22 protein-coding genes are annotated in these 22,629 nt (G+C 54.6%); 8 read left to right on the top strand and 14 right to left on the bottom strand.

Annotated elements, in window-relative coordinates:
* From JX360_RS00195 to JX360_RS00185, 3 genes are read right to left on the bottom strand one after another with little or no spacing between them, the layout of a single operon-like run.
* Entirely contained in the window at positions 1-2,157 is a 2,157-nt protein-coding gene (locus tag JX360_RS00195; RefSeq protein WP_244348341.1) for a GumC family protein, read from the bottom strand.
* The gene (locus tag JX360_RS00190; protein WP_244348340.1) at positions 2,154-3,248 is read right to left on the bottom strand and encodes a glycosyltransferase family 4 protein; all 1,095 of its coding nucleotides are present in this window, start codon (positions 3,246-3,248) and stop codon (positions 2,154-2,156) included. The genes JX360_RS00195 and JX360_RS00190 overlap by 4 nt, the downstream gene beginning before the upstream one ends.
* Before the next feature lie 46 nt (positions 3,249-3,294).
* On the bottom strand, positions 3,295-4,383 hold the full coding sequence (locus JX360_RS00185; protein ID WP_244348339.1) for a WecB/TagA/CpsF family glycosyltransferase: 1,089 nt from the start codon (positions 4,381-4,383) through the stop codon (positions 3,295-3,297).
* A gap of 416 nt (positions 4,384-4,799) precedes the next feature.
* Here JX360_RS00185 and JX360_RS00180 point away from each other — a divergent pair, with 416 nt between their 5' ends.
* The 6 genes from JX360_RS00180 (at position 4,800) to galE (ending at position 10,225) form a co-directional block, all read left to right on the top strand.
* Entirely contained in the window at positions 4,800-5,114 is a 315-nt protein-coding gene (locus tag JX360_RS00180; protein WP_244348338.1) for a PqqD family peptide modification chaperone, read from the top strand.
* A 51-nt stretch (positions 5,115-5,165) separates the two neighbouring features.
* Complete coding sequence (gene hepC, locus JX360_RS00175) at positions 5,166-6,107, top strand: heterocyst development glycosyltransferase HepC (RefSeq protein WP_244348337.1); 942 nt, start codon at positions 5,166-5,168, stop codon at positions 6,105-6,107.
* An 11-nt stretch (positions 6,108-6,118) separates the two neighbouring features.
* Positions 6,119-6,394, top strand: a complete 276-nt coding sequence (locus JX360_RS00170) for a hypothetical protein (protein ID WP_244348336.1) — start codon at positions 6,119-6,121, stop codon at positions 6,392-6,394.
* Between the two features lie 105 nt (positions 6,395-6,499).
* Entirely contained in the window at positions 6,500-7,978 is a 1,479-nt protein-coding gene (locus tag JX360_RS00165; RefSeq protein WP_244348335.1) for a UDP-glucose dehydrogenase family protein, read from the top strand.
* 91 nt (positions 7,979-8,069) lie between these two features.
* On the top strand, positions 8,070-9,164 hold the full coding sequence (locus JX360_RS00160; RefSeq protein WP_244348334.1) for a polysaccharide biosynthesis/export family protein: 1,095 nt from the start codon (positions 8,070-8,072) through the stop codon (positions 9,162-9,164).
* A 74-nt stretch (positions 9,165-9,238) separates the two neighbouring features.
* Entirely contained in the window at positions 9,239-10,225 is a 987-nt protein-coding gene (gene galE / locus JX360_RS00155; RefSeq protein ID WP_244348333.1) for a UDP-glucose 4-epimerase GalE, read from the top strand.
* On the opposite strand, the gene gap is transcribed toward galE, so the two are convergent.
* The 10 genes from gap to zds form a co-directional block, all read right to left on the bottom strand.
* Positions 10,210-11,229 (bottom strand): type I glyceraldehyde-3-phosphate dehydrogenase, encoded by a 1,020-nt coding sequence (gap, locus tag JX360_RS00150; protein ID WP_244348332.1) that lies wholly within the window; start codon positions 11,227-11,229, stop codon positions 10,210-10,212. The genes galE and gap overlap by 16 nt on opposite strands.
* A gap of 158 nt (positions 11,230-11,387) precedes the next feature.
* Positions 11,388-11,933, bottom strand: coding sequence for a cyclic nucleotide-binding domain-containing protein (locus JX360_RS00145; protein WP_244348331.1), 546 nt, complete (start codon positions 11,931-11,933; stop codon positions 11,388-11,390).
* Between the two features lie 57 nt (positions 11,934-11,990).
* Positions 11,991-12,809, bottom strand: a complete 819-nt coding sequence (locus JX360_RS00140) for an ABC transporter ATP-binding protein (protein WP_244348330.1) — start codon at positions 12,807-12,809, stop codon at positions 11,991-11,993.
* 243 nt (positions 12,810-13,052) lie between these two features.
* Entirely contained in the window at positions 13,053-13,388 is a 336-nt protein-coding gene (locus JX360_RS00135) for a DUF6812 domain-containing protein (RefSeq protein WP_244348329.1), read from the bottom strand.
* Positions 13,389-13,518: 130 nt separating this feature from the next.
* Complete coding sequence (locus JX360_RS00130; protein ID WP_244348328.1) at positions 13,519-13,734, bottom strand: hypothetical protein; 216 nt, start codon at positions 13,732-13,734, stop codon at positions 13,519-13,521.
* 9 nt (positions 13,735-13,743) lie between these two features.
* Positions 13,744-14,562 carry an ABC transporter permease gene (locus JX360_RS00125; protein ID WP_244348327.1) on the bottom strand — a complete coding sequence of 273 codons (819 nt, stop codon included), beginning with the start codon at positions 14,560-14,562 and terminating at the stop codon, positions 13,744-13,746.
* 132 nt (positions 14,563-14,694) lie between these two features.
* Complete coding sequence (gene ribB, locus JX360_RS00120; RefSeq protein WP_244348326.1) at positions 14,695-15,933, bottom strand: 3,4-dihydroxy-2-butanone-4-phosphate synthase; 1,239 nt, start codon at positions 15,931-15,933, stop codon at positions 14,695-14,697.
* A gap of 349 nt (positions 15,934-16,282) precedes the next feature.
* Positions 16,283-17,773 carry a sodium:solute symporter family protein gene (locus tag JX360_RS00115; RefSeq protein WP_244348325.1) on the bottom strand — a complete coding sequence of 497 codons (1,491 nt, stop codon included), beginning with the start codon at positions 17,771-17,773 and terminating at the stop codon, positions 16,283-16,285.
* A complete protein-coding gene (locus JX360_RS00110) occupies positions 17,766-18,023 on the bottom strand; it encodes a hypothetical protein (protein WP_244348324.1) in 258 nt (85 codons plus the stop codon). The genes JX360_RS00115 and JX360_RS00110 overlap by 8 nt, the downstream gene beginning before the upstream one ends.
* A gap of 314 nt (positions 18,024-18,337) precedes the next feature.
* A complete protein-coding gene (zds, locus tag JX360_RS00105) occupies positions 18,338-19,765 on the bottom strand; it encodes a 9,9'-di-cis-zeta-carotene desaturase (protein ID WP_244348323.1) in 1,428 nt (475 codons plus the stop codon).
* 259 nt (positions 19,766-20,024) lie between these two features.
* Between zds and JX360_RS00100 the strand changes: the two genes are divergently transcribed.
* Positions 20,025-20,480 carry an HHL1-like protein gene (locus JX360_RS00100; protein ID WP_244348322.1) on the top strand — a complete coding sequence of 152 codons (456 nt, stop codon included), beginning with the start codon at positions 20,025-20,027 and terminating at the stop codon, positions 20,478-20,480.
* Positions 20,481-20,489: 9 nt separating this feature from the next.
* Here JX360_RS00100 and JX360_RS00095 read toward each other — a convergent pair whose 3' ends face one another.
* Positions 20,490-21,401 (bottom strand): alpha/beta fold hydrolase, encoded by a 912-nt coding sequence (locus JX360_RS00095; RefSeq protein WP_244348578.1) that lies wholly within the window; start codon positions 21,399-21,401, stop codon positions 20,490-20,492.
* A gap of 240 nt (positions 21,402-21,641) precedes the next feature.
* Here JX360_RS00095 and JX360_RS00090 point away from each other — a divergent pair, with 240 nt between their 5' ends.
* Positions 21,642-22,070 carry a hypothetical protein gene (locus tag JX360_RS00090; protein ID WP_244348321.1) on the top strand — a complete coding sequence of 143 codons (429 nt, stop codon included), beginning with the start codon at positions 21,642-21,644 and terminating at the stop codon, positions 22,068-22,070.
* The last annotated feature ends 559 nt before the right edge of the window (positions 22,071-22,629 follow it).

Below are 22,629 nucleotides of genomic sequence, written 5' to 3'. Positions count from 1 at the left end.
CTAAACTCCCTCAGTCAATAGGCTTTGGGCTTTGGGTTTGCCCAATCGAGGATGTCCATTGACAACAGCATGAGCACCTGTTCCCACCACAACTTGACCCAGTAGGCGGGTATCCCAAGTCCGTAAGGTTTCCGCTGCTGCTGCTGCTCCCCTTCGCCCCAATTGCCGCGGAGCTGCGACCCAGAGTACTCCATCACACAAAGAAGCCAGTAACGTCGCGGCTGAGCCTTGGGAAACGGGTGGACAATCCAAAATCACCAAGTCATACCGCTTGCGCAACCGATCCAAAAGCATTGACCATTTTTTGTAGGCAGAAACGGAAAGCCCCACTTGATAAGTCAACACATCGAATCCGCGTAATTCGGCACCGGTCTTAGAACCATTGGGGTTCTCTGCGGTTTGAGTTTGTAGCCACTCCCGCCATTGCCGTTCCTCTTCTGCCGGATCTTTTAAATCTCGCTCCTCCAGAGTAGTGGCATCAAAACGGCTCAAATGAGGGGATCCCATCTCATGGGTATTGGCCCGTACCAGCAAAACTCGGCGACGAATTTGCGCTTCCAGCAGGGCTAGGTTTTCAGCCACCAGCCCACTCCCTTCGGGGCGAGACCAACTGGCAATGGCAATGGTATGCACTTCTCGAGGCAGCATACGCATGTGGGCTTGCAAAGTTTGATAGCCATCCAGCAGAGGGTTGTCCCTTCCGGCACTAGCCGCCAGCTTCTCAACTCCCCCCCAGGGCACCGCACTGAGGACAGGCAACGGCAGAATATCTCGCAACTCCGGTAGAGTACACAGCCTGTTGTTGGTGGCGACCTTAGCCCATACTGCCCCCAGTCCTGTGAGAGTGCCTAAAACCAGTGCCACAGCATAAAGAGGTTTGCGATTGGGGCCAATCGGAACGCTTCGCTGACTGGGGGGCTCAATCACCCGCACATTACCCAAGCTTTGTTGCTCGAGAATACGGCTAGAGGCAAGGTTTTCGCTGAAGATCAAGTAGGTCTGGCGGGCTCGATCCAAAGCCAGTTGCAGCTGGGTATGCTCTTTCACCAACTGAGGCAACGCATCATAACGGCTCTGAATCTCCGCAAACTGGCTGTTTAGTTGACCTAGGCGGGCATTTTGAGCCGCACGTTCTACCCCAAGCTCAAACCATTTCTCAACCAAACCCTGCTGAACGGGATCCGGAATGGCCAGATCGGATCCGGCTTGCTCCCCCAAAGCCCGTATGGAATAGTCTCGAAGCAGATTGGCTAAGCGCTCTCTTTTTTCCAAAGCACTGAGCACCTGGGGATTTTGATCAGTGTACCGGGATTGCAACTGAGCCAATTCCGTCTCTGCTTTGACCAGATCTGCTCGCAACGCTTGAAAGTTGGGATCCCGACTCAGACCGACAATCCGTAATGCAGCATCGGGATCCTCTGGAAGCTGACTTTGCAGGCTTTCCATCCGCTGTACGGTTGAAGAAAGCTCCACCTGAGCCGCTTGCACCCGCTGGCGCATGTCATTCAGGGTACGAGCCACATCCGCTGTTTCATTACCACCGCCCAAAAAACGATTTTCCTGTTGGAAGGCTTCTAGCGCATCTTGGGCTTTGCGCAGATCCTCCTGTAGCTCTGGTAATTGGCGTTCCAGGGCTCGCCGCGCCTGAGATGCTCTCTCTCGGTTCAGTCGTAGGTTTTCTTGTATGTAAACCTCAGTGATGGCAGCGACAACCTTCGGTGGCAATTCTGGATCTGTGGAGGAATAGCTGATTTCCACTAGGTCAGTCCCCCCTAGCAGCTTCACTCCGAGCGCCCCTTGGGGAACCTCTTGCCGCTCCAGCCCTGCCTGCTCAAGAGCCTTTTCAAAAATGGGAGTGGAACGGATCAGGGCGATTTGGTTGTTGATCGGGTTAACCCGATCCCCAACTGTATCGAGGTTACTCACCCCCGAGTTATTCGCCCCTGAAACCAAGCGCTCCACACTGCGCGGGGACTCAATCAACAATTCCGAATGGGCCTGGTAAATGGGAGGGATGCGCCGAATCCAGTACACCGCCGGCCCCAACACGGCGATCAGAACCAGCAGAAACAACCAAGATTCTGGTAAGAAAGCACGGATTACCCGTTCCGGCAGGGGACGACGCACAGGCATAGCGTAGGCGGAATCAAAAGTCATGGCAGTCGCGGGGTAAGAGAATCAGGTGAGAGAGTAGGGGAATGCAAGGCGGCGCAGTGCAAGCGCTGATAGAGAGCTTCGTACTGTTGCCAAGTGCGCTCAAACCGCCAATGGCGCTGGTAATCGGCATGAGCAGCTTGCCCAAGCTGTCTGCGCAGTTGGGCATTTCCCAACAGTTGGGTCAACCCTTCCCGTAGGGCAGGCACATCTTCTGGCGGGATCAACAACCCATTTCGCTGCGGATGCAAGGCCTCAGCAGTACCACCCACATCTGTTGCCAAACAAGCCAGCCCAGCCGCCATCGCTTCCAGAAGAGAAAGAGGCAACCCTTCTAGGAGAGAAGGCAAGACGAACACCTCAGCCAAAGCCAGCCACTCCGGCACCTGAGACGTGTGGCCGACCCAAAACACGTCGGCGTCCAAGCCCAACTGCTGCGCTTGCTTCTGGAGAGCATTTTCCAGAGAGCCAGAACCCGCCATTACAAACCGCCATTCTTTGCGCAGAGCGGGATCCAGTCCAGCAATAGCCTCTAGCAAATAGCGGTGTCCTTTTTCCGGTTCCAGTCGGGCAACCGTCAGGCAAAGCTTTTTTCCCTGTCCTGGCAAAGATTGCCGCAACTGGGCCACCTGCTCTGGATCGGGCAAACGGGCTGTGATGCCATTTTGAATAACGGCTCGACGGTGAGATGGCAGGTTAAAAAACTCAGCATGGTGACGATCCATCGCCTCAGAGCACCCAACCACAACATCTGCCAAAAGCGTGAAGCGGCGACGGGTGGTATAGGCAATGTGGTTGGTTTGCACACTGGGGGGGCGATTCGGGATCCCTCGCAACAGCAGGGAGCAATAGCGATCATGCACATGCACCAGATCAGGAGAATCTTGGGCGATTCGCTGCCCAAACCGCAGCCAATCCCAAAGCTTGTTGCCCGTGAAAAACCGTTCTGCCCCGGCTTCTGCAAACACCTGTGCATCTCTAGCGAGGATGGATACCGTGTGGCCTGCTGCCTGTGCCGATGCCTGTAAGTCCAGCACCACTTGAAGGGTGCCTGTGCCGGTTTTCGATTGGTAAAGAGCATGCCAGATCTTCATCGCACCCCCAACAGTTCTGCTGAACCCCTCAAACCTTCAGCCCTGATCACCTGGGTATCTCCGTCCGCAGCAACTTCTCGGTCACTACTTCCAAGGCTGCTTCCAGTGCCCAACCGTGGTGTAAGACAACCTCTCGAAACGGCCTGCCTGTCAACTGGTGCTCCACCAGGGCTTGCTCCACTTGGGTGGGTTTGAGGATCCCTGACTCAGTCAGCATTTGACCCAAAAGGCGAATCTTGGCTTCTTCAGGAGACTGCACTCGCCAAGAGGAGGAGACCGGAAGAGTCCGTTCTGCGGGATCAGTTTGCTCAACCCAAGACACCCGAAACCCTTGTAAGCGAGCCAAAGCCAACGTCAAGACAAACGTAGGGTTTCCCAGCAGATAGCGGACGGATAATCGCCGTGGCTCACGAGACAGCCGATACAACCACTCCAAGCCCACATCGGATAGCCACTTCGGACAATCGGGTACGACTCCCGCCAAGCGGTCAATCACTGCCCCACCGGAAAGAATTGCATTCACAGCCAGGTGATCCCGATGGTGTTCAATCCAGTACTCTTGTCTGGGCATACCCATGCCGACGATCAAGATCTGGCAGCCGCTGGCGCGAATCGATTCCACAATGGCTGCATTCTCTTCGGGATCCTCTGCAGCAAAGTAACCATGGTGCCCTGTTACCTGCAGACGAGGATAAAGCAGCCGCAAATGGCTCAGAGCCTTCTCCAAATGAGTTGGGCTCCCCCCCAGCAAGTACAGAGACAATCCTTCCCGTTGGCAACGCTCCAGCAGGAGTGGCATGAGGATGGTGTAAGAGACTCGATACTCTACAGGCAGCTTCAGCTTGCCCAAGTAGCCAATCGCCTTGAGAATGCCAATACCGTCGCAATGGACAATATCCGCTGATTGCAAGAAGCGATAGAACCGGGGGCAGATCATTGAAAGATTGAACCCATGCACATTGCAGTGGGCAATCACCCGCCGCTGGTTGTAGCGACAGGCTTGCCAGATTTCTTCCACCAAAGCGGGAGCCGTCATGCAGTGCAGTTGACGCCCCAGCAAGTCCACAGCAAACACCTGCCCCAACACTTTCGTCGGAACAGAGGGCGGCAGAATTTGCAAATGAGTGGACATCATCCGGAAAACCAGCTCGACCAGAACCTACCAAGGCCAAAGCCTTTAACCCAACCTGAACTCCTAAGCACTACCCACCGTTCGGCAACAGAGCCTGTGGAGGCAGACATTGCAAGTAAGACATGAGCCATCATCGAGACCTATCTTTCTTAAGAATTTATTTATATTTGGCCGAACCGCAAAGGGGCCACCCCCCGAAAAGAGTAGATAGACACTGAGAAAATGCTTCCTGTGAGCAGATCGCGAGTAAACCTAAAGAAAATATAAAGAAAGATGCTCTTTTCTTCAGGACTGGGCAAACTCAGAGAGTATTCCGCTCTGCCTCCGAGGTCTTTTGCTGGCGTGCAGTGGCTCTGTTGCTTGAGTTGCCATCGTCCCTTGCGGTGATCTGAGCGGATTTGACACTGTGGAGTTTAACCATGAGCGTGTTGAAAACTGCACCTGCTATCACGGTTGACAGCACTGTTGTGTGTGCCGGCAATCAGGTTTCCTCCTCTCTGGAAGATGGAGCTGTCTTACTGGATTTGGATTCTGGGGTTTACTACGGCTTCAACCCTATTGGCTTTCATATTTGGACTCTCATGAAGAGCCCAATTCGAATCGGTCATCTTCTCAACTGCTTGCTAGAGGACTACGAGGTGGATCCGCAGGTGTGCGAACAGGAGGTGCTGGATCTAGCCCGATCGCTTGCTTCGGAAGGGTTAATTCAGGTTGTAACCGCAGCCTGTCCTTGATTGGGATCCCAACCGTCCATCTTTCCTTCACATCCTCTCATCGGCTTGATTATGGTTTCAGAGTTGGTTCTACAGGCAGCAAGGCCCTCTCCAGCGCTTTTACCAGAGGAGATGTTGCTCAGCTTCCATTTTCACTGCTGGATCCTGAAGCAGTTCAAGGGATCCCTATTTGTTCAGCCTGCGCCCCAGTGGCAACGGGATTCCATGACGGATTGGGATCCCCGCCCAGCCGTTCTCAGTTGGCTACAGTACAGTTCTGCCCGACAACTTTTTCTGGATCCGTCTCTGCCCCAGCAGGATATCAATCTTTGGGCCGATTTGGCAGCCCAGACCGGTCGGCCAGCAGCCATGCAGTTAAGCACCCCGTCCCTGTTTTGGCTGCCGGAGCACCGTCATCCACTGCCCTGGCAAGTGAAGCGTTGGTCGGATCGTCTGGCGGCGGCTTTCGGTTTGTTGTGCTTGATCCCAGTTTTTCTCGGAGTGATGGCGCTGATGCTCATCTCTTCTCCTGGCCCTTTCTTCTTCAAGCAATGGCGGGTTGGGCATGGGGGCAGATTATTTCGCATCATCAAGTTCCGCACCATGGTGCCGAATGCAGACAAATTCCACCATCAGGTCATGGGGAACCAAAATGGTTTGCACAAGCGCCAGGATGACCCTCGTATTACCCCAATCGGGCGCTGGATGCGCAAGTACAGCATCGATGAGTTACCCCAACTGTTCAATGTAGTGCTAGGGCAGATGAGTCTGGTGGGGCCCCGTCCCTGGGCTATTTACGACGCAATTCGGATCCCCGCCTCCTGCCGACATCGGATGCTCGCCTTGCCAGGGATCACTGGCGCATGGCAGGTTTCGGCACGTTCAACCCAACTGGATTTGGAGGTCGTCAACCGCATGGATTTGCAGTACTTAGGCCACTGGTCTTTGCTCAAAGATCTGTCCATTCTTCTACAAACATTGCCCAAGGTTGCAACTGGTTTCGGCGCGTTTTGAGGAATTTGATTATGAGTTATTTGTACATAGCCTACCCTGCCAGTTCTGAAGGGGATCCCAGTCGGGCTAAGCCTGTTGGGGCGGGAGCTTCTCTAGAACACCTGCTCTGCAATGGTATTTTCTTGCGGCAAGGGGAGATTCACATTTATCGGTGCCGGGTCTTGAGCGGAAATGGCTCCAGCAGCAGTTCTAGCGTCAAGCGTGAGAGCTTTTTGGGCACCTACTGCGCCACCTCTGAAGTCTTTCGGCCTGCTGAACCCAATTTGGCCTGGAGACAAACAGGTTGATAAATCCATGACCCGACAAAGCTCCTGCTTAGTTTCAGCTCTTACAGGTATAGAGCAGGAAAATCCGTAGTTTGTTCGATGCATGTTAAAAAGGTGAGCCCAACCATGAATGTAACCGTAATTGGCACGGGTTATGTAGGTTTGGTAACAGGCGCCTGTTTGGCTCAAATTGGCCATCAGGTGATCTGTGTGGACAATAACCGTGACAAAGTTGCGGCTCTACAAGCTGGAAAAATTCCAATTTACGAACCAGGGTTGGAGTCGATTGTCTTCCGTCACTCTTACAGACCCATAGACCCTAAAGCAGATCATGAAGCTGCCTCCACTCCTCCGGGGTTCATTCAATTCACCACTGACCTCAACCGTGGCATTGAATTCGGGGACATTATCTTCATTACGGTTGGCACTCCGGCTTTGCCCTCCGGGGATCCGAATTTGCAGTACGTGGAAGCCGTGGCCCGTGGCATTGGGCAGGGCTTAATCCGTACCCAAACGCGCTCTCGTTACCGAGTGATTGTCAATAAGTCCACGGTGCCAATTGGCTCTGGGGATTGGGTGCGCATGATGATTCTGGATGGAGCCGCCCAGGCAGCCAAAGAGGAACTATGGGTGGGCAGTTCAGTGTTGGCGGGATCCCATAGCAATCCACGGCGCTTCGATTTGCAGTCTGTGTTGCCCCACTTTGATGTGGTCAGCAATCCGGAATTTTTAAGAGAAGGCAGCGCCATTTGGGATACCTTCCATCCCGACCGCATTGTCATCGGCTCGGATAGCCCCACTGCCATAGCGATCATGCGGCAACTTTATGAACCGATCATCAACCACAGCTGGGATCCCGAGGCAACCCCCGAGGCACAACCGCCGGTACCCTTTTTGGTGACGGATTTGGCCTCTGCAGAAATGGTGAAATATGCCGCCAACGCCTTTTTGGCCACCAAGATTAGCTTCATCAACGAAGTAGCCACCATTTGTGAACGGGTGGGGGCCGATGTTACAGAGGTGGCCAGAGGAATTGGCCTTGACTCTCGCATTGGCCCTAAGTTTCTCAATGCCGGCATTGGCTGGGGGGGGAGCTGTTTCCCCAAGGACGTATCGGCCTTGGTGCGAACGGGGGCAGATTACCACTGTGCTACTCCCATCTTGGAAGCGGTGATCGAAACGAATCGTCAGCAGCGGTTACGGATAGTGGAAAAGCTCCAGCAAGAATTGAAGGTCTTGAAGGGAAAAACCATTGGCCTGTTGGGGCTCACCTTCAAACCCAATACCGACGACATGCGGGATGCCCCTTCCCTGACGGTGATCGAGCAACTGCTGAAACTAGGCGCCAAGGTCAAAGCCTACGACCCGATGATTCAATCCAATCAGGGATCCCTGGCGGGGGTGCAATTGGAGAGCGATGCCCTGAGTTTGGCCCAAGGCTGTGATGCTTTGGTTTTGGTAACGGAATGGCCAGAGTTTGCCAGTGTGGACTTTGACCGTTTGGCGGCGGGGATGCGGCGAGCCTTGATCGTGGATGGCCGTAACTTTTTCTCGCCGCAGCAGATGCGTCAGGCAGGGTTTACCTACCTTGGCATGGGGCGTTGAAGTGAAGGGAAAGAACCTTGCAACAGGTTACAGCTAAGGATTCCCAAACAATGAGCTTGAACAGTCTGAAGTGGAGAAGAGGATCCCTGACATGAAACAGCATGGTTGGCTTCTTGCCTGCGCTCTGGGTTTAAGCTGTTTTCCTGGGGTGGCCCTAGCGGTTGAACCTCCCCTCAGCCTGGATAGTCGCCTCACTTGGCAGGAGCGGGCCTATATTCTGGGGCCTGGAGATCGGGTACGGGTAACGGTTTTGAATGAGCCTAGCCTCAGTGGGGATCAGCAGGTGTTATTGGATGGCACCTTGGCTCTGCCTCTAGTCGGCACGGTACCGGTGGAGGGGCTGACGCTCCAACAAGCGGCTGGAGACTTGGAACAAAAATTTGCCTTCTATTTGAAATACCCTTCGGTCAGTGTCAGCCTTCTCGATACCCGCGGTTTTCGGATCAATGTGGTGGGGGAAGTAAACCGACCGGGGGGCTACACCGTGTCTCCCAAGCAGGGCACGACCGGTGCCTCTGAGGTGCTGGAGGTGGGGGCAACCACCTTAAGGGAAGATGTGCCTCGCTTGACCCAACTGCTCCAACTGGCGGGCGGCATCACTCAAAAAGCTGATATTCGCAACATCGAGATCCGCCGACAAACCCGGAATGGCAGCGAGCAAACGTTGCAAGTCAACCTCTGGGAGCTGCTACAGAACGGAGCAGCCAGCGAAGATCCGATCATCTACGACGGCGACACGATTCGGGTTCCGGTCGCCAGCCAGGTTAGCCCGGCTGAAATTAGCCAGCTCAGTGCCGCCAATTTTGCCCCAGACACAATCACCATCAATGTCGTCGGTGAAGTCACTCGTCCTGGAGCAGTCAGCCTCAGCCCGAATGCCTCCTTGAATGTGGCCATTTTGGCTGCCGGAGGATTGACCCCCAAAGCCCAACAGACCGTGGAACTGATTCGGCTCAATCCAGATGGCAGTGTGGAAGCACGGCAGATTGGGGTCGATTTTGCTCAGGGCATTAGCGAGGAAAGCAACCCTCCCCTACGCAATTCGGATGTGATCGTGGTTCGCCCCTCTGGTGCCGCCCAGATGTCCGACAGCTTGGACATTGCCCTCAACCCGATCAATATTCTTTTGCGACCACTCACCAGTATTGGTAACCTTTGGCGGGTGATCGACTTGCTAACGCGCTAGTGAGTCGCTAGTGAGTTTAGAGTAGGTGTTTTGTTCCTTTATTCTAAGTGGGATCCTCCACTGACGGTCTGTCTATGCGTTTCTTGGTTACAGGCGGTGCCGGCTATATCGGTAGCCACACCTGCAAAGCCTTGGCTGCCTCCGGCCATACCCCGATCACCTTCGACAATTTGGTGTATGGGCACCCCTGGGCTGTTCGCTGGGGGCCTTTGGAAAAGGGCGATATTGCTGACCGGGAGCGACTGGATCAGGTGATCAATCAGTATCAACCGGAAGGGGTGATCCACTTTGCCGCCTATGCCTACGTGGGAGAGTCGGTCAAAGATCCAGCCAAGTACTATCGCAATAATGTGGGGGGATCCCTCAGTTTGCTAGAGGCGATGCGGGATCACGGCATCCCTTACATTGTTTTCTCCAGCACCTGTGCCTCTTACGGTATACCCGAACAGATCCCAATCCCAGAAAGCCATCCCCAACGCCCCATCAACCCCTACGGCCAGAGCAAGCTGATGGTGGAACAAATGCTGCGGGATTTTCGCCTTGCTTACGGGATCCAATCGATTAGCCTACGCTATTTCAACGCAGCAGGGGCGGATCCCGATGGGGAAATTGGAGAGGCCCACGACCCGGAAACCCATCTGATCCCCTTGGTATTGGATGCAGCCAGTGGGCAGCGGCCCCACATCACCATTTTTGGGGATGACTACGACACCCCAGACGGCACTTGTATTCGGGATTATATTCACGTCAGTGACTTGGCCCAAGCCCATGTCCTCGCTGTAGAAGCCTTGACCACCCATCAGCCTGTGCAACCCGCCTACAACCTGGGGAATGGGCAAGGCTTTTCGGTCAAAGACGTGATTGCCACCGCCGAAGCCGTCACCCAAAAAAGGATCCCGGTTCAAATTGGGGCACGTCGTCCAGGGGATCCCCCGCGCTTAGTAGGCGATGCCAGCGCCATCATGCAGGATCTAGGCTGGAAACCCGCCTATGCCGACTTAACCCAGATCATTGAAACCGCCTGGCGTTGGCATCAGCAGCAGCCCTATTCCACCCAGTGAGCCGCCATGTATTCCGCCAGATCCACCACCCGCTGAGAGTAGCCCCACTCGTTGTCGTACCAGGCCATCACCTTAACCAAATCGCCACCCAGCACATTGGTCATTTCCGCATCCACAATGGCCGAGCAGTCATGGCCGCGATAGTCAATCGACACCAACGGAATATCGGAATAGGCGAGGATCCCTTTCATGGTGGTTAAAGAGGCTTCCTTAAGGGCATCATTCACCTCTTCAGCAATGACGCTCTTCTCGGTTTGCACGACCAAATCCACCAAAGAAACATTGGGGGTGGGAACTCGTACCGCAACCCCGCTCAGTTTGCCCTTCAGTTCGGGAATCACCAGCGCCACGGCCTTAGCTGCCCCCGTGGTGGTGGGCACCATGCTTAAAGCAGCCGCCCGTGCCCGTCGCAGATCCCGGTGTCCACCGTCCAAAATGCGCTGATCGCCGGTGTAACTGTGGGTGGTGGTCATGGTGGCCCGGACGATGCCAAATTTTTCCAGCAGGACCTTGATGATCGGGGTCAAGCAATTGGTGGTGCAGCTGGCATTGCTGACGATGTTGTGCCGCACGGGATCATAAGTAGCTTGGTTTACCCCGTACACAAAAGTAGGAATGTCGCTGCCTTTGGCTGGAGCCGTAATCATCACCTTTTTGGCCCCGGCTTCGATATGCTTGGAGGCACCCTCATAGTTGACGAAGACCCCCGTAGCCTCGATCACCAAATCTACATTCCAATCTTTCCAGGGCAAGTTACTGGGGTTGCGATCGGAAACGGTGTTGATGTGTTTGCCATTCACCACCAACCCCCGCTCAGTGGGCTCAACTTCCGCCCCTTGCAGCGGCCCCAGGATGGAATCGTATTTGAGCAGGTGGGCAGCAGTGCGAGCATCCGAAGTGTCATTGATGGCCACGATGTCCAGATTGGACTGAGCGCGACCTAACCAACAGCGCAAGAAGTTGCGACCGATGCGACCAAATCCGTTGATTGCTACCCTGACCACTGCTCCTGACCTCGCTGCTTGAAATTCTTTAGGGGCTGCTGCTTAGCACATGATATCGCAAGCCCTGAATATTCTGAAGATAAAATTTGGGATCCCTGGGTTAAATCGCTAGGAACAGGGGAGGCTAAACCACTGTCTGGGAAGAGATCCGCAGCCCTTCAAGAAGGATATCGCTGATGGAGCAGAGCCATGGCCGAGGCGACATTTTCCACTCCCCGCTGTTCCAATAGATCCGTAAACATACTGTCTATCCAGTACAAGCGTTCGCTAATGATGCTGCTCCAGGCGCGGTACAGTTTCACCTGGACTTCCAAGGGCAACAGGATTAACCCTTCTGTGGAGAGGCGGAGGGTTTGCACTTCCATTAGGCTCACAGCGGTAAAGGAGCGCCGTCGCCCCGTCAGGAGGGAAAGCTCCCCAAACACCCGCCCGGCATGCAAAGTGGCCAGCAAATAGTCCCCTGGGTGCCGCACGTATTGCCGCCGCAGCTCCACTACCCCACTGAGAATCACATACAGATCGCTGCTGGGATCCCCTTCCTGAAAAATCACGTGGCCCGGTTGAAAGCGACTGGGCAACAGCGCTGTAGTCAGGGCTTGCCACTCGGCATCCTCTAGCGATTGAAACAGTAGGTGCTCACGAACACGCTCGAAGGGGAAATGGCGGGTGCTACTCATGGGTGCTTGGGGCCGAATCTGTCTCATCCTACCGTTGCAGGGAGGAGAAGAGATGAGCTGGGTTCCTGAGGATTGGGGAGATGTCTAGTCCTGTCCGTAAACCGCCCGCAAGCTTTCTAGCACTGCACCCGTCAGCTCAAAAAAACGCGGTGAGCGCCAGGTTTCGAACCCCCGTGGTTGGGGCAAGTCCACCGGGATCACCTTGGCAATTTGGCCGGGATTGGGGGTCATCACCACCACCCTTGTGGAGAGAAACACGGCCTCTTGAATGGAGTGGGTCACGAAGAAAACGGTCTTTTGCGTGCTTTCCCAAAGGCGGAGCAATTCCAGGTTCATTTTCTCGCGGGTGATTTCATCCAAGGCCCCAAAAGGTTCGTCCATAAACAGCAGCTCCGGATCAAAGGCCAGAGCACGGGCAATCGACACCCGCTGTTGCATCCCTCCCGACAGTTGCCAAGGATAGTTGTGTAAGAAATTCTCTAGCCCCACCCGTTTCAGCATCGCCTTAGCCCGTTCTTGTCGCTCCCCTTGAGACAGATGCATCACCTGCAAAGGCAACATCACATTTTGCAGGGCTGTCCGCCATTCCAGTAGGGTGGGAGCCTGGAAAATATAGCCGTAAAGGCGATCCTGCCGCGCCTGTTGTGGGGTTCGTCCAGCAATAGAAAGGGATCCCTCGCTGGGCTGCTCCAGATCCGCCAGAATGCGCAGCAACGTGGTTTTGCCACAGCCAGAGGGGCCGATCAAGGCGATAAATTCCCCCTGTTGCACCTCCAGATTGACATCCCGCAGCGCCACTACCTCTCCGGTTGGGCTGGGGTAGCGTTTGCCCACACCTCGTAGGCTGACTAAGGATCCCACTTCGCGGGGGTGCAGGTCGGTGGAAAGGAGAGAAGGATTCATGGAACAAAACAGGGCGGAAAAGTTATCCACCATTACAGCCCTTTCGCGGGTTTGCCACAACAGGGCTTTTGGCCCTGATACCTCAAAGGACTCTGTCCTGCCGACCCGTTCGTGCTCCCCACGGCGCGTAGCGCGAAAGGAAAGTGAGATTTCGACTTAATCCTTGTGGGAGATGCCTAGAGAAAGGGCTGTAGAGACGCCAGCAGAACGATTGACCAGCCTGAGAGCAGCTCTCATGAGCTCTCATTCTTCTAGCACGTAAGAGATGGCGTTTTTGTTGACGCAAATAAACTCCGCATGGGCAACCCGGCGACCATTGACAAACATTTCTGAATCCGTCACGGCCACAAAGGTTCGTTCATCGTTGAGCAAGCTAGAAACCCGCCGCTCGAACTCGGTGCCTTCCAAAAACACTTCCCCGCGAATATCTGTGCCATCGAGGGTGCGAATACGGATGCGTCGCCGCTCTTCTCCCACCGCTTGAGCTGTTTCGTAAGCCCCCCGCCGGGCGGCCTTTTTCGTGGAGCGACCCGAGGTGCTCATGGCATCGCGCAAATCGTCGAATGGCTCGCCGTTCATCTGCTAACCTCAACTCGGATCGATAGCTGGATAATCGCTGAAAGGGGCAGATGGCGCACCACCCACCGAGTTAAGATTAACACACCCACCCATCCCCAGCCCCTGAGCATGGACAAAGCTGAAGACGGTTTTAGGGTTTGATCAAATCGCCATACAAATCTAGACGACGATCCCGGAAAAACTGCCACAGCTCCCGCACTTGCCGCACCTGATCCAAATCCAAATCCGCTACCACCAGTTGGTCTTGATCCCGGGATCCCTTGACCAGAAATTGGCTGACGGATCGCTCCACCCCATCCGCTGGCACAGACAGTTGAATCAACCCTGCTTTGACCGGTTGTGGCATGGATTCAACCTAATCCTGCTGATGAGAGAATTGGTAGGCTCCTACAAAAGCCAGGATCACCGCCAACACCGCCAGCACCACAACGGTGTACCAAGGGAACTGCGAAAGAGGCTGATAGGCCGCTGCCCGCATCCCCACACTGGCATAGGAGAGAGGCAAGCAATACACCAACACCTGCATAAAACTGGGCAATTGGCTGGGATCAAAAAAGGTCGCCCCCAAAAAGGACATCGGGGTAATCAAGAAATTGGTGAGCACCCCCACACTCTCCAAGCTCGGTACCTTCAACCCAGCAATCACCCCAATTCCGGCAAAGACGGCACAGTTTAAAAGCAAAATCAGGAGCGCCAACGGATTCAGCAACCCCCAAGCTCCTGTACCCAGCACCCCAATGACCAAGACCCCCAAAGCGGTAATCAGGCCCCGGGCAATACCCGCCATCACTTTACCAAGGTGCAGCGAGAGGGGGTGTACCGGCAATAGCAACAATTCCTCAAAGCTCTTGGTGAAAAGACGCGCCCCACAAATGGAGAAGGTCGTGCCCGCAAAGCTAATGGTCATGGCTGACAAAGCCACCATTCCCGGCAAGATAAAGCGCAGATAAGAACCCGCCCCACTGGATCCCGCTACCGAGGCTAACCCGCCCGCTCCCAGGGATCCCCCTAAACCGACACCGAAAGCGAGGATGTAAATCAAAGGTGCCACCAGGCCAGAGGCCAATACCTGCCAAACTCGCCCGCGCAGATCCAGCCAATCCCGCCAAAAGACCGTCAAACTATCCGCCCAAATTTGCTGATAGCTCCAGGGCAGGACTACCGTACTCTTCACAACAGAGGCTCCCGAAACAGTGGCTAATGGATCCACACAACAAAGCAACTGTTAAGAATTATCACACAGGCTTGACTGAGGGTGGCTAAGGCAACGGTTTTTCCTTGTCACTGACGAGTTATTGATCGAACCTTACCGATCAAACCGACTGGGATCCTGCTCCTCCACCAGCAAAGGCACCCGTTCGGCGACTTCTAGGCCAAAGCCATGCAACCCACTGATATGACGCGGGGTATTGGTGATCAGGCGCATTTTGCGTACCCCCACCTCCCGTAGGATCTGCGCCCCGATGCCGTAATCCCGTAAATCTATAGGTGGAGGCGACAAAGACTCTTTCCCACCAGCGCGTTCCCCCGTAGCGGCCCACAGGGTAACGGATCCCGTTAATCCCAGGTCTTGCAGGGCATAGGTTTTGATCTGCTGAATGGGGGTGATCCCCTGCACTTGCTGACGCAGGTAAACCAGTACCCCTTTGCCTTGGTGATCGATCATCTTCAGCGCTGCCGTCAACTGGCGACGACAATCACACCGCAGGGATCCCAGTGCATCCCCCAGCGGGCATTCCACATGCACCCGTACCAACACAGGCTCGGCGGCAAACTGGGCTGGATCCCCTTTGATAAGGGCCAAATGTTCCACCTGATTCAGGGTGTCCCAGTAGCCAATCACCTGAAACCGCCCGAATTCTGTAGGCAGAGTAGCCGTAGCCTCCCGATACACCAACTGCTCAGTCTGCAGACGATACTCAATCAGATGGGCAATGGTGATGATCTTCAGATTGTGCTGGCGGGCGTAGTTGATCAACTGGGGCAGTCGCGCCATCGATCCATCTGGGTTTTGAATTTCACAGATCACCCCTGCCGGATACAACCCCGCCAAAATCGACAGATCCACCGCAGCTTCGGTATGCCCGGCCCGTTTTAGGACCCCTCCTTCCCGAGCCCGCAAAGGAAAGACATGTCCCGGTCGGCGTAGGTCTTGCGGTCGGGTATTGGGGTTAATGGCTGCTTGGATGGTGCGTGAGCGGTCGGTAGCAGAAATACCTGTGGATACCCCAGCCTCTGGCCCAGCATCAATGCTGACGGTAAAAGCAGTTTGGTTGCTGTCGGTGTTTTGCCCCACCATCAGAGGGATATTCAGCTCATCCAGCCGGGATCCCTGCATGGCAAGACAAATTAACCCCCGCGCATGGGTGGCCATGAAGTTGATCACCTGAGGAGTGGCAAACTGGGCCGCACAGATCAGATCCCCTTCGTTTTCCCGATTTTCGTCATCGACCACAATGATCATCCGACCAGACTTGAGGTCTTCAAGGGCTTCAGGAATCGAGTGGAAGATCAGGTCAGGTTCTACTTGGGGAATAGCACTCATGCAAAAAACGAGGGATTGGCCCCACCAGCCTCAGGCAATGGATCCATGCTAGAGCAAAGCGGAGGGTCGATCAGGACAGAAAGCCAAGGCTCCCAAACTGTAGAACAAAATCAAGAGAAGCCTGGTTCCTTTTGATGCCAGTAATGCGGGGTCAGCCTATCTTACTGACTAACTGACCCACCCTGCAAAAACGAGGAGAACCCACTTCGGGCAACAACTGAGAGAACCGTCGGTGAGTGGCCCCCAGGAATCCCCTGGGCATCCACCTTTCCATATTCCAGGATGGACTCATCCATCAGGAAACATCAGGAACTGCATAAATGCCTTGGGAAGCTAGGCATCAAAGGGATTAGGAGAGGGATCCCGTCGTCTCCCCTACCTTTTGCGCCCGTTCTGCCCAGGGGCCTTCATAGTACTCTGCCACCCGCTCCTGAGGAGGTGGAGTGAGCAGACTAACGCCGATCAGGACGACGCTACCCACCAGCACCGCTGGGATCACCGGTAGCCAACCCCACCTCCACTCCTGGGGCAACACCCCGGCCAGCCAGCCCAAAGTCAAGGCGCTCGATACGACCCCGCCAGCCACTGCCCCTGCCCGAGTGGCGCGCTTCCAATACAAACCGGCGATCAAAACCGGGAATAACATGGCACTCCCCTGAAAGCTCCAGGTGGCAATTTCTACGATGACTCCTGGGGGATTGAGGGCAATGGCAAAGGACACCAAAGCAATCAGCAGCACAACGATCCGACCCAAGCGGGCTTCTTGGGTGGGTGATAGGTGTCGATTGAAGTAGGTCAAGACCCAATCTCGGGTCACCAATGAACTGGTGGTGAGCAATTGTGAGTCGGCGGTGGACATCAAGGCTGCTAAGGCTGCCGCGATCACCAAAGCAGCCAAACCCGATGGTAAGGTTTGTAACATCAAGGGCATAATTTGATCGGCGGATTCTAAGTTGGGAAATGCCAATCGCCCCCACACTCCAATCAAGGTGGCCGGAAAGAAAATCACCAGGATCAACAGTGGCCATACCACCATCATGGTTTTGAAGACCTGGGCATTTTTGGCCATATAGAAGCGTTGAAAAATTTGCGGGAACAGGGGAGTAGCCATGAAGAGCATCAATTGATAACCAATTAACCGCTGCCAACTCCAGCGTTCAGTTGGCCCCGGCAGACTCAGCCAGGGATCCAACTGTGCACCCGCATCTCCACCCAGGGATCCAGCAATGGCCACAAAAGCCACCAACATACCCCCAATCAAAATCACCCCCTGCAGCGTGTCCGTCCACACCACCGCCTGGGATCCACCCAGGAGCACATAGGCCAAAATCACCACCGCCACAAGGACGGCCAAGGGCCAGTAGGGCAATCCATCTCCCAACACGACCGATAGGGTGCGGGCACCCCCAATGATCTGAATGCTGATGTAGGGGGCTGTAAAGAGCAAAGCACTGATGGAATAGAGGGCAGCCAGCAGGGGGCTATTGAAGCGATGGCCAAAAAACTCAGATGGGGTGATGAACTGAAAATGTTTGGCTGCTAGCCAGAGCCGGTAACCGAGGACAAAAAACAGTACAGAAATGAAAGCAGTGGTTACTCCAACCCCCAAAAAAATACCCAGCCCGTGGGTGTAGCCATCCGCCGGGACACCGATAAAGGTAAAAGCACTGAGGAGAGTTGCCAACATCGTCAGGGTGAGCAGCAGGGATCCCAAGCCGCGCCCCGCCAAGAAATAGCTGACCGGATCCTGCCCAGCGTGGCGGTAACTCCAAAAGCCAATACCCGCCAGCAGCAGCAGGTAAGCCCCAACGATTCCAAAGCTCAAAACGGTATCAATCATCTCGCATCCTTGGCCAACACATCTGGACAACGTAAAGATTCAGGGGCACCAACAACAGGATGATCAGCCCCGCCCCCAGGTACCAAGCCGGGATGCCGAAAATCTGCGGCTCTGAGGAGCGAATGCCTACGAACGTCAGTAGCCACAGCAACGGATAGAGCCACAAGGCCCAAGCTTGCCGCACTTGCCCAAACCCTGAGGGGGTTGCCCTGTTTCCACCACCCGATGAAGAGGGATCCGATCCAGACATGGCTCTGCCTCCTAAGTTATGGTGAGTTTCACTATAACAGGTTATGGTGATTTTTACCAAAAACTAGAAGCACTGGGCAAGGAAAGCCGCAGGGGGATCTGTTTGCCTCTTCTGCCAGTGATGGAGAAAGTCATGGGCTGTCCTGGGAATCCGATCGCCAAGACAGCCTAGGCAGGCTCCGCCAACGGGAAGGCGTGTTGGCTCCCACAAAGGTTGTGTTCAATCCCTGCTCAGGGACTCAGAAAAAAGGGCAGTCGATGGATTGGCCGATGCGGCTGTTGCAGGGGTGCCTGGATTTTCCGATTCTCGACAACCTAACCTGCCAAAATCGCCTGGGCTGCCAAGTGCCCGGAGAGGGTCGCCCCTTCCATGCTGTCGATGTAGTCTTGGGCGGTGTAGCTACCAGCCAAAAAGAAATTGGGTACCGGTGTTTTTTGCTGCGGACGGTAGGGATCCATACCAGGGGCTTCCCGATACAACGATTGGGCCAATTTGACGACGCTGTACCAGGTCATGTTCAGTTGCCGCGACGACGGGAAAAGGGCGTGGACTTGATGCAACACATGCTGAGCAATTTTCTCATTGGACATAGGAATAAACGCATCCCCTGGCGTCAGCACACATTGCAACAGGGATCCCTGACCAGGTTTGTAATAGTCGGCAGGGCTACTGAGAGCCAAGTCAGCAAAACAAGAAAAATCCGCGTCGGCGGTGTAGAGCAGGTTGTCGATGCCCACCGCTTGCGGGTGATCCACAGCTCGTTTCACCTTGCCCTGCGGGTTCAGCTCCGTCACCCAGCCATCAAAGCGCAACTGCACCGTTGCCACGGGTACCGATTCCAGCTTGTAGAGGTTGTCGAACTGAGACCATTGCCGCCATACCGCCGGGATAAGCCGTTTTGCCCCCTCCACCGCCGCCGCACAGACATAAACATCCGCCTCGACTCGCTCCCCATCCGCCAGCAGCAAGCCCGTCACCTTGTAGGGATCCGTTGCTTCCACCTGGATTTGGCTTACCCCCCGACGGGTGTGAATTTGGCCCCCATGGGCTTGGATATATCTGACAATCGGCTGAGTGAGATAGGTATCGGGGGATCCCTTGAGCAGATTCAACTTCGAGGCTTCTGTGTTGCTGGCAAACATCTGGAAAATCGTCAGCATACAGCGGGCAGAAATGTTCTCGGTATCGATGAAGCCCAGCGCGTAGGCAATCGGGTTCCACATCCGTTTCAGGCTGCCCTCGGATCCCCCATGCCCCCGAAACCAATCGGCAAAACTAATCCGATCCAAGGCCCGGATTTGCTTCATCGCCCCTTCGTAGTCCAGCAAGCCACGAATCAAAGGGCTGGTGCCCAGAGCCAGAGCATTGCGTAGCTTGTCCACCCAAGATAGTTGTCCGGTCGTAAAAAAGGCTTTGAGACCGTTAAAAGGCGCTCCCAAAGGAAAGCGAAAATCGAGGGTTTCGACGGCTCCACCCCGGTTGATAAAGGTGTGCATATGCTCCTTCGGCAGGAGATTCTCAAAGGCGCCCACCTTTTTCATCAGGGCAAACAGGTTGCTGTAGTTGAAAAAGAAGACGTGGAGGCCCATCTCAATGTGGTTGCCATCCGCATCCTGCCAGGATCCCACCTTGCCACCCACGAAGGGACGCGATTCGTAGAGCTGTACCTCATGTCCAGCTTCCACCAAATCCACTGCCGTCACCAAGCCGGCCAACCCTGCCCCAATAATTGCCACCCGCATCGCTCTACCCTCGCATCCGTGCTGCCTGGGATCCCGATCTGGAACTCCAAAACGCCGTCCAGACCATTGCAAAGAAAAATAAACTTCTCTCATTCTGGAACAAAATGCGCTGGGGATCCCGAAATCAGGTGCAGAGTAGAGTCACCTTAGGAACCCAGGCAACGGTCGGAGGAATGAACCCTGACCGAGCAGCCCAGGCGGAGAGTAGGCACCACTTGTGCGCTAAGCTGCAAAAATCCACCTTCCCAACTGCTGTGGTATGAGTCAGTCCAAGGGTTTCAGCAAATCCAAGCCCACAAAGACCCCCCCCAACCCCAATGCTGTCAAACGCAAACAAGCGGCCAAACGCTACGACGAGCTGCAATCGAAGGGGATGCCAGAGTTCAACATTTTTGCCCGTTCCGGCAAAGCAACACCTGGGAAACCCAATCCTTGGTTGCCGGTGGGATCCCTGGCGGTAGGGCGTTCTAGCGCGATTCATCAGGCGATTTTCCAGAACGAAGAGGAACTCAAAAAAGCCGCCCTGCGGTTGTTCCCCCGCCTGAGCAAGGTCAAAGATGACCTCGAGTTCGGGTTTCGTCTCAAGGACAAAGACTATCAGGATGAACCCATTCAACTGGCAATCCGCCCCAAGCCTTCGCCGATTCAGGTTTGGATGGAAAAGATTCGGGGCTGGTTGGGTCTATCCGCCAAAGGGGTTTCAAAAAAGGCTTGAAAAAACCCATCAAACGGTTGTAAAAGCCTTGGGTAACCAGTCCAAGATTAAGGGATTGATCACCTCTGGGCGCTCATCGTGGGGACAATGGCCGGTGTCGGGGATGGGCAAAAATTGGTAGTCGATCCCGTTGACATAGTTTTGAAAGCCACGGCCCCTTTGAATCGGTGTCCAAGGATCCGCTTCTCCCCAGAGTACCAACAGCGGACATCGCACTTGCGGCAACAGATCTTCAGGGGACGGGCCAGGCGGAGCGGTAAGAATGGAGGCAAACACCTGCTGAGCACCCACATCGCAAGAGGGGACGTAGAGAATCTCCACCAGCTCATCGGTAATGGCAGCGGGGTTGCGGTACACCTGTTTCAGGGTTTCGCGGATGCGCTGGCGCTGGCGCACCCGATCAAATAGAAACCGGCCAGTAATCGGGGAAGCCACCAGAGCTGTGAAGGCACCCATGACAAACCGGAAGACAGGGTTCAGTTCGTGGGAACGGTGGTTCAGTCCCCCGGCACAGTTGAGCAATACAGCCCCTGCCGTTAGTTCGGGGTGTTGGGCGGCCATGATCAGACTAAGCAGGGCGCCGATGGAATTGCCAATAAACACCGTGGGCTGCTGAATGTGCTGCTGCCAAAAATCCACCAGCAACTCCACCCACAGATCCAAGCTGTAGGGCAGAGCCGGTTTTGCAGAGCCGCCAAACCCAAGCAAATCCAGAGCATAAACTCGATATCCTGCCGCAGCTAGGACGGGGATATTGTGCCGCCAATGGCCAATCGAAGCCCCAAACCCATGCACCAACACCAACGGGGATCCCGAACCCTGTACCGCATAGCGAATGGGATGTCCGCGCCAGTTCCAGATTTGGGGAGCAAAAGGCGCGATGGCATCAGCCGCCAAACCGGCAGGAGAAGCAGTCAACACAGTGAGAAAGATGTAGAAATATTGCAGGGTTACCAATATCCATCTTACTTCTTCTCTCAAATGCTCTTGTTGTCGCGCCTCTGCCGCCCCTCGCTTGCGGTTGCTTTGTGGATCAGTTGCCTCAGTTTGGGTTGTTTCCCCTCGATTGCCTCGGCAGAATCCGTATCCGCTTGTCCAGACAGCGTTGGTTCTCTAGTCCTGTCGATCCGGCCCGAGAGCATTAACGGGGATCCCCTTGATTTGACAGAATTTCCGCAGGGTTTACAGGCGGTGATCCTGACCAATCGCACCACCGCGCAACAATCGGTGGAAATGTCGCGGCGCATGGATCTGGAGTTTGGTCAGTACGAAGGGTTCCGCCAGGTGATCTTGATCGATGGCACGGGGATGGCGGCCTTTCGAGACCTGGTGTTGCGGATTCTGCGGCGGGACTACCCGGTTTCTCAGACGGGATCCCCCTATTTGGCGGTGGATTTTTCTGGAGAATCCGTGACCCCCCTTAAGGATCTAGTCCGGCAAATGCTGCCCAGTACGGATCCCCGACGGCAGGCGGTGCTGTTTTTGGCGGATGGTCGAGGGGACTTGATCGGTGCTTATGACCTGCAAGAACCCAGCCTCCTGGCCCAGCAATGTTTGCGGCAGCAGGTACGGCAACGGCAAATTCGCTAACCCAAGCCGTTTATGTTGTCAGCCCTGGAAGATTAGTGGATTTTGGAATAAGGGATCCCTGGGGGGCTGGTCACTGAGGATCCCGATGCTTCTGTGATGATGAGTGACCCAACATAACAAGGCACTGCACCTGAGCCTGTGCTAGATTTTTGCCGGTGGTGAGGGATCCCTGGGGGCAGGTGATTTAAGTCGTTAGACCGCAACTTCCTATCCATATTTGGTCTCAGACAAAACTAATTCTTGTTTTTTGATTGCTTGAAGAATTTACAGTACATGCTCCCATGAACTAAATATCTCCATGAGCGAAAATACAAAGAACCAGCTTCTTGAGATACTTAAAAACCTTGAACATCGCACAAGCAGGAGATGCATTGATCAAGTTAGGAGTATATCTTTCAGAATCCCTGAGAACTGTCATTGATAAATCGAAAGAGCTGTAAAAACGGGAATCCGATCAGAATCTTTCAAAAGTATTCGAGCAATGGAAAGCAAAGGGTGATCCGGATCTGGCTGTTTTTGGAAGTAATTTAGGTAAAAAGAAAAAAAGCTAATTAGTTGA

Origin of the sequence: Thermostichus vulcanus str. 'Rupite' (genome assembly GCF_022848905.1) — a bacterium.
Classification (GTDB): Bacteria; Cyanobacteriota; Cyanobacteriia; order Thermostichales; family Thermostichaceae; genus Thermostichus; species Thermostichus vulcanus_A.
Note: the sequence above shows the minus strand (reverse complement) of the source record. Positions and strands in the feature narration are given on the sequence as shown.

Excerpts from the sequence above, each read along its gene's own strand:
- JX360_RS00195 (WP_244348341.1), bottom strand. The coding sequence starts at position 2,157 with ATGACTTTTGATTCCGCCTACGCTATGCCTGTGCGTCGTCCCCTGCCG.
- JX360_RS00190 (WP_244348340.1), bottom strand. The coding sequence starts at position 3,248 with ATGAAGATCTGGCATGCTCTTTACCAATCGAAAACCGGCACAGGCACC.
- JX360_RS00185 (WP_244348339.1), bottom strand. The coding sequence starts at position 4,383 with ATGATGTCCACTCATTTGCAAATTCTGCCGCCCTCTGTTCCGACGAAA.
- JX360_RS00180 (WP_244348338.1), top strand. The coding sequence starts at position 4,800 with ATGAGCGTGTTGAAAACTGCACCTGCTATCACGGTTGACAGCACTGTT.
- hepC (WP_244348337.1), top strand. The coding sequence starts at position 5,166 with ATGGTTTCAGAGTTGGTTCTACAGGCAGCAAGGCCCTCTCCAGCGCTT.
- JX360_RS00170 (WP_244348336.1), top strand. The coding sequence starts at position 6,119 with ATGAGTTATTTGTACATAGCCTACCCTGCCAGTTCTGAAGGGGATCCC.
- JX360_RS00165 (WP_244348335.1), top strand. The coding sequence starts at position 6,500 with ATGAATGTAACCGTAATTGGCACGGGTTATGTAGGTTTGGTAACAGGC.
- JX360_RS00160 (WP_244348334.1), top strand. The coding sequence starts at position 8,070 with ATGAAACAGCATGGTTGGCTTCTTGCCTGCGCTCTGGGTTTAAGCTGT.
- galE (WP_244348333.1), top strand. The coding sequence starts at position 9,239 with ATGCGTTTCTTGGTTACAGGCGGTGCCGGCTATATCGGTAGCCACACC.
- JX360_RS00145 (WP_244348331.1), bottom strand. The coding sequence starts at position 11,933 with ATGAGACAGATTCGGCCCCAAGCACCCATGAGTAGCACCCGCCATTTC.
- JX360_RS00140 (WP_244348330.1), bottom strand. The coding sequence starts at position 12,809 with ATGAATCCTTCTCTCCTTTCCACCGACCTGCACCCCCGCGAAGTGGGA.
- JX360_RS00135 (WP_244348329.1), bottom strand. The coding sequence starts at position 13,388 with ATGAACGGCGAGCCATTCGACGATTTGCGCGATGCCATGAGCACCTCG.
- JX360_RS00130 (WP_244348328.1), bottom strand. The coding sequence starts at position 13,734 with ATGCCACAACCGGTCAAAGCAGGGTTGATTCAACTGTCTGTGCCAGCG.
- ribB (WP_244348326.1), bottom strand. The coding sequence starts at position 15,933 with ATGAGTGCTATTCCCCAAGTAGAACCTGACCTGATCTTCCACTCGATT.
- JX360_RS00115 (WP_244348325.1), bottom strand. The coding sequence starts at position 17,773 with ATGATTGATACCGTTTTGAGCTTTGGAATCGTTGGGGCTTACCTGCTG.
- JX360_RS00110 (WP_244348324.1), bottom strand. The coding sequence starts at position 18,023 with ATGTCTGGATCGGATCCCTCTTCATCGGGTGGTGGAAACAGGGCAACC.
- zds (WP_244348323.1), bottom strand. The coding sequence starts at position 19,765 with ATGCGGGTGGCAATTATTGGGGCAGGGTTGGCCGGCTTGGTGACGGCA.
- JX360_RS00100 (WP_244348322.1), top strand. The coding sequence starts at position 20,025 with ATGAGTCAGTCCAAGGGTTTCAGCAAATCCAAGCCCACAAAGACCCCC.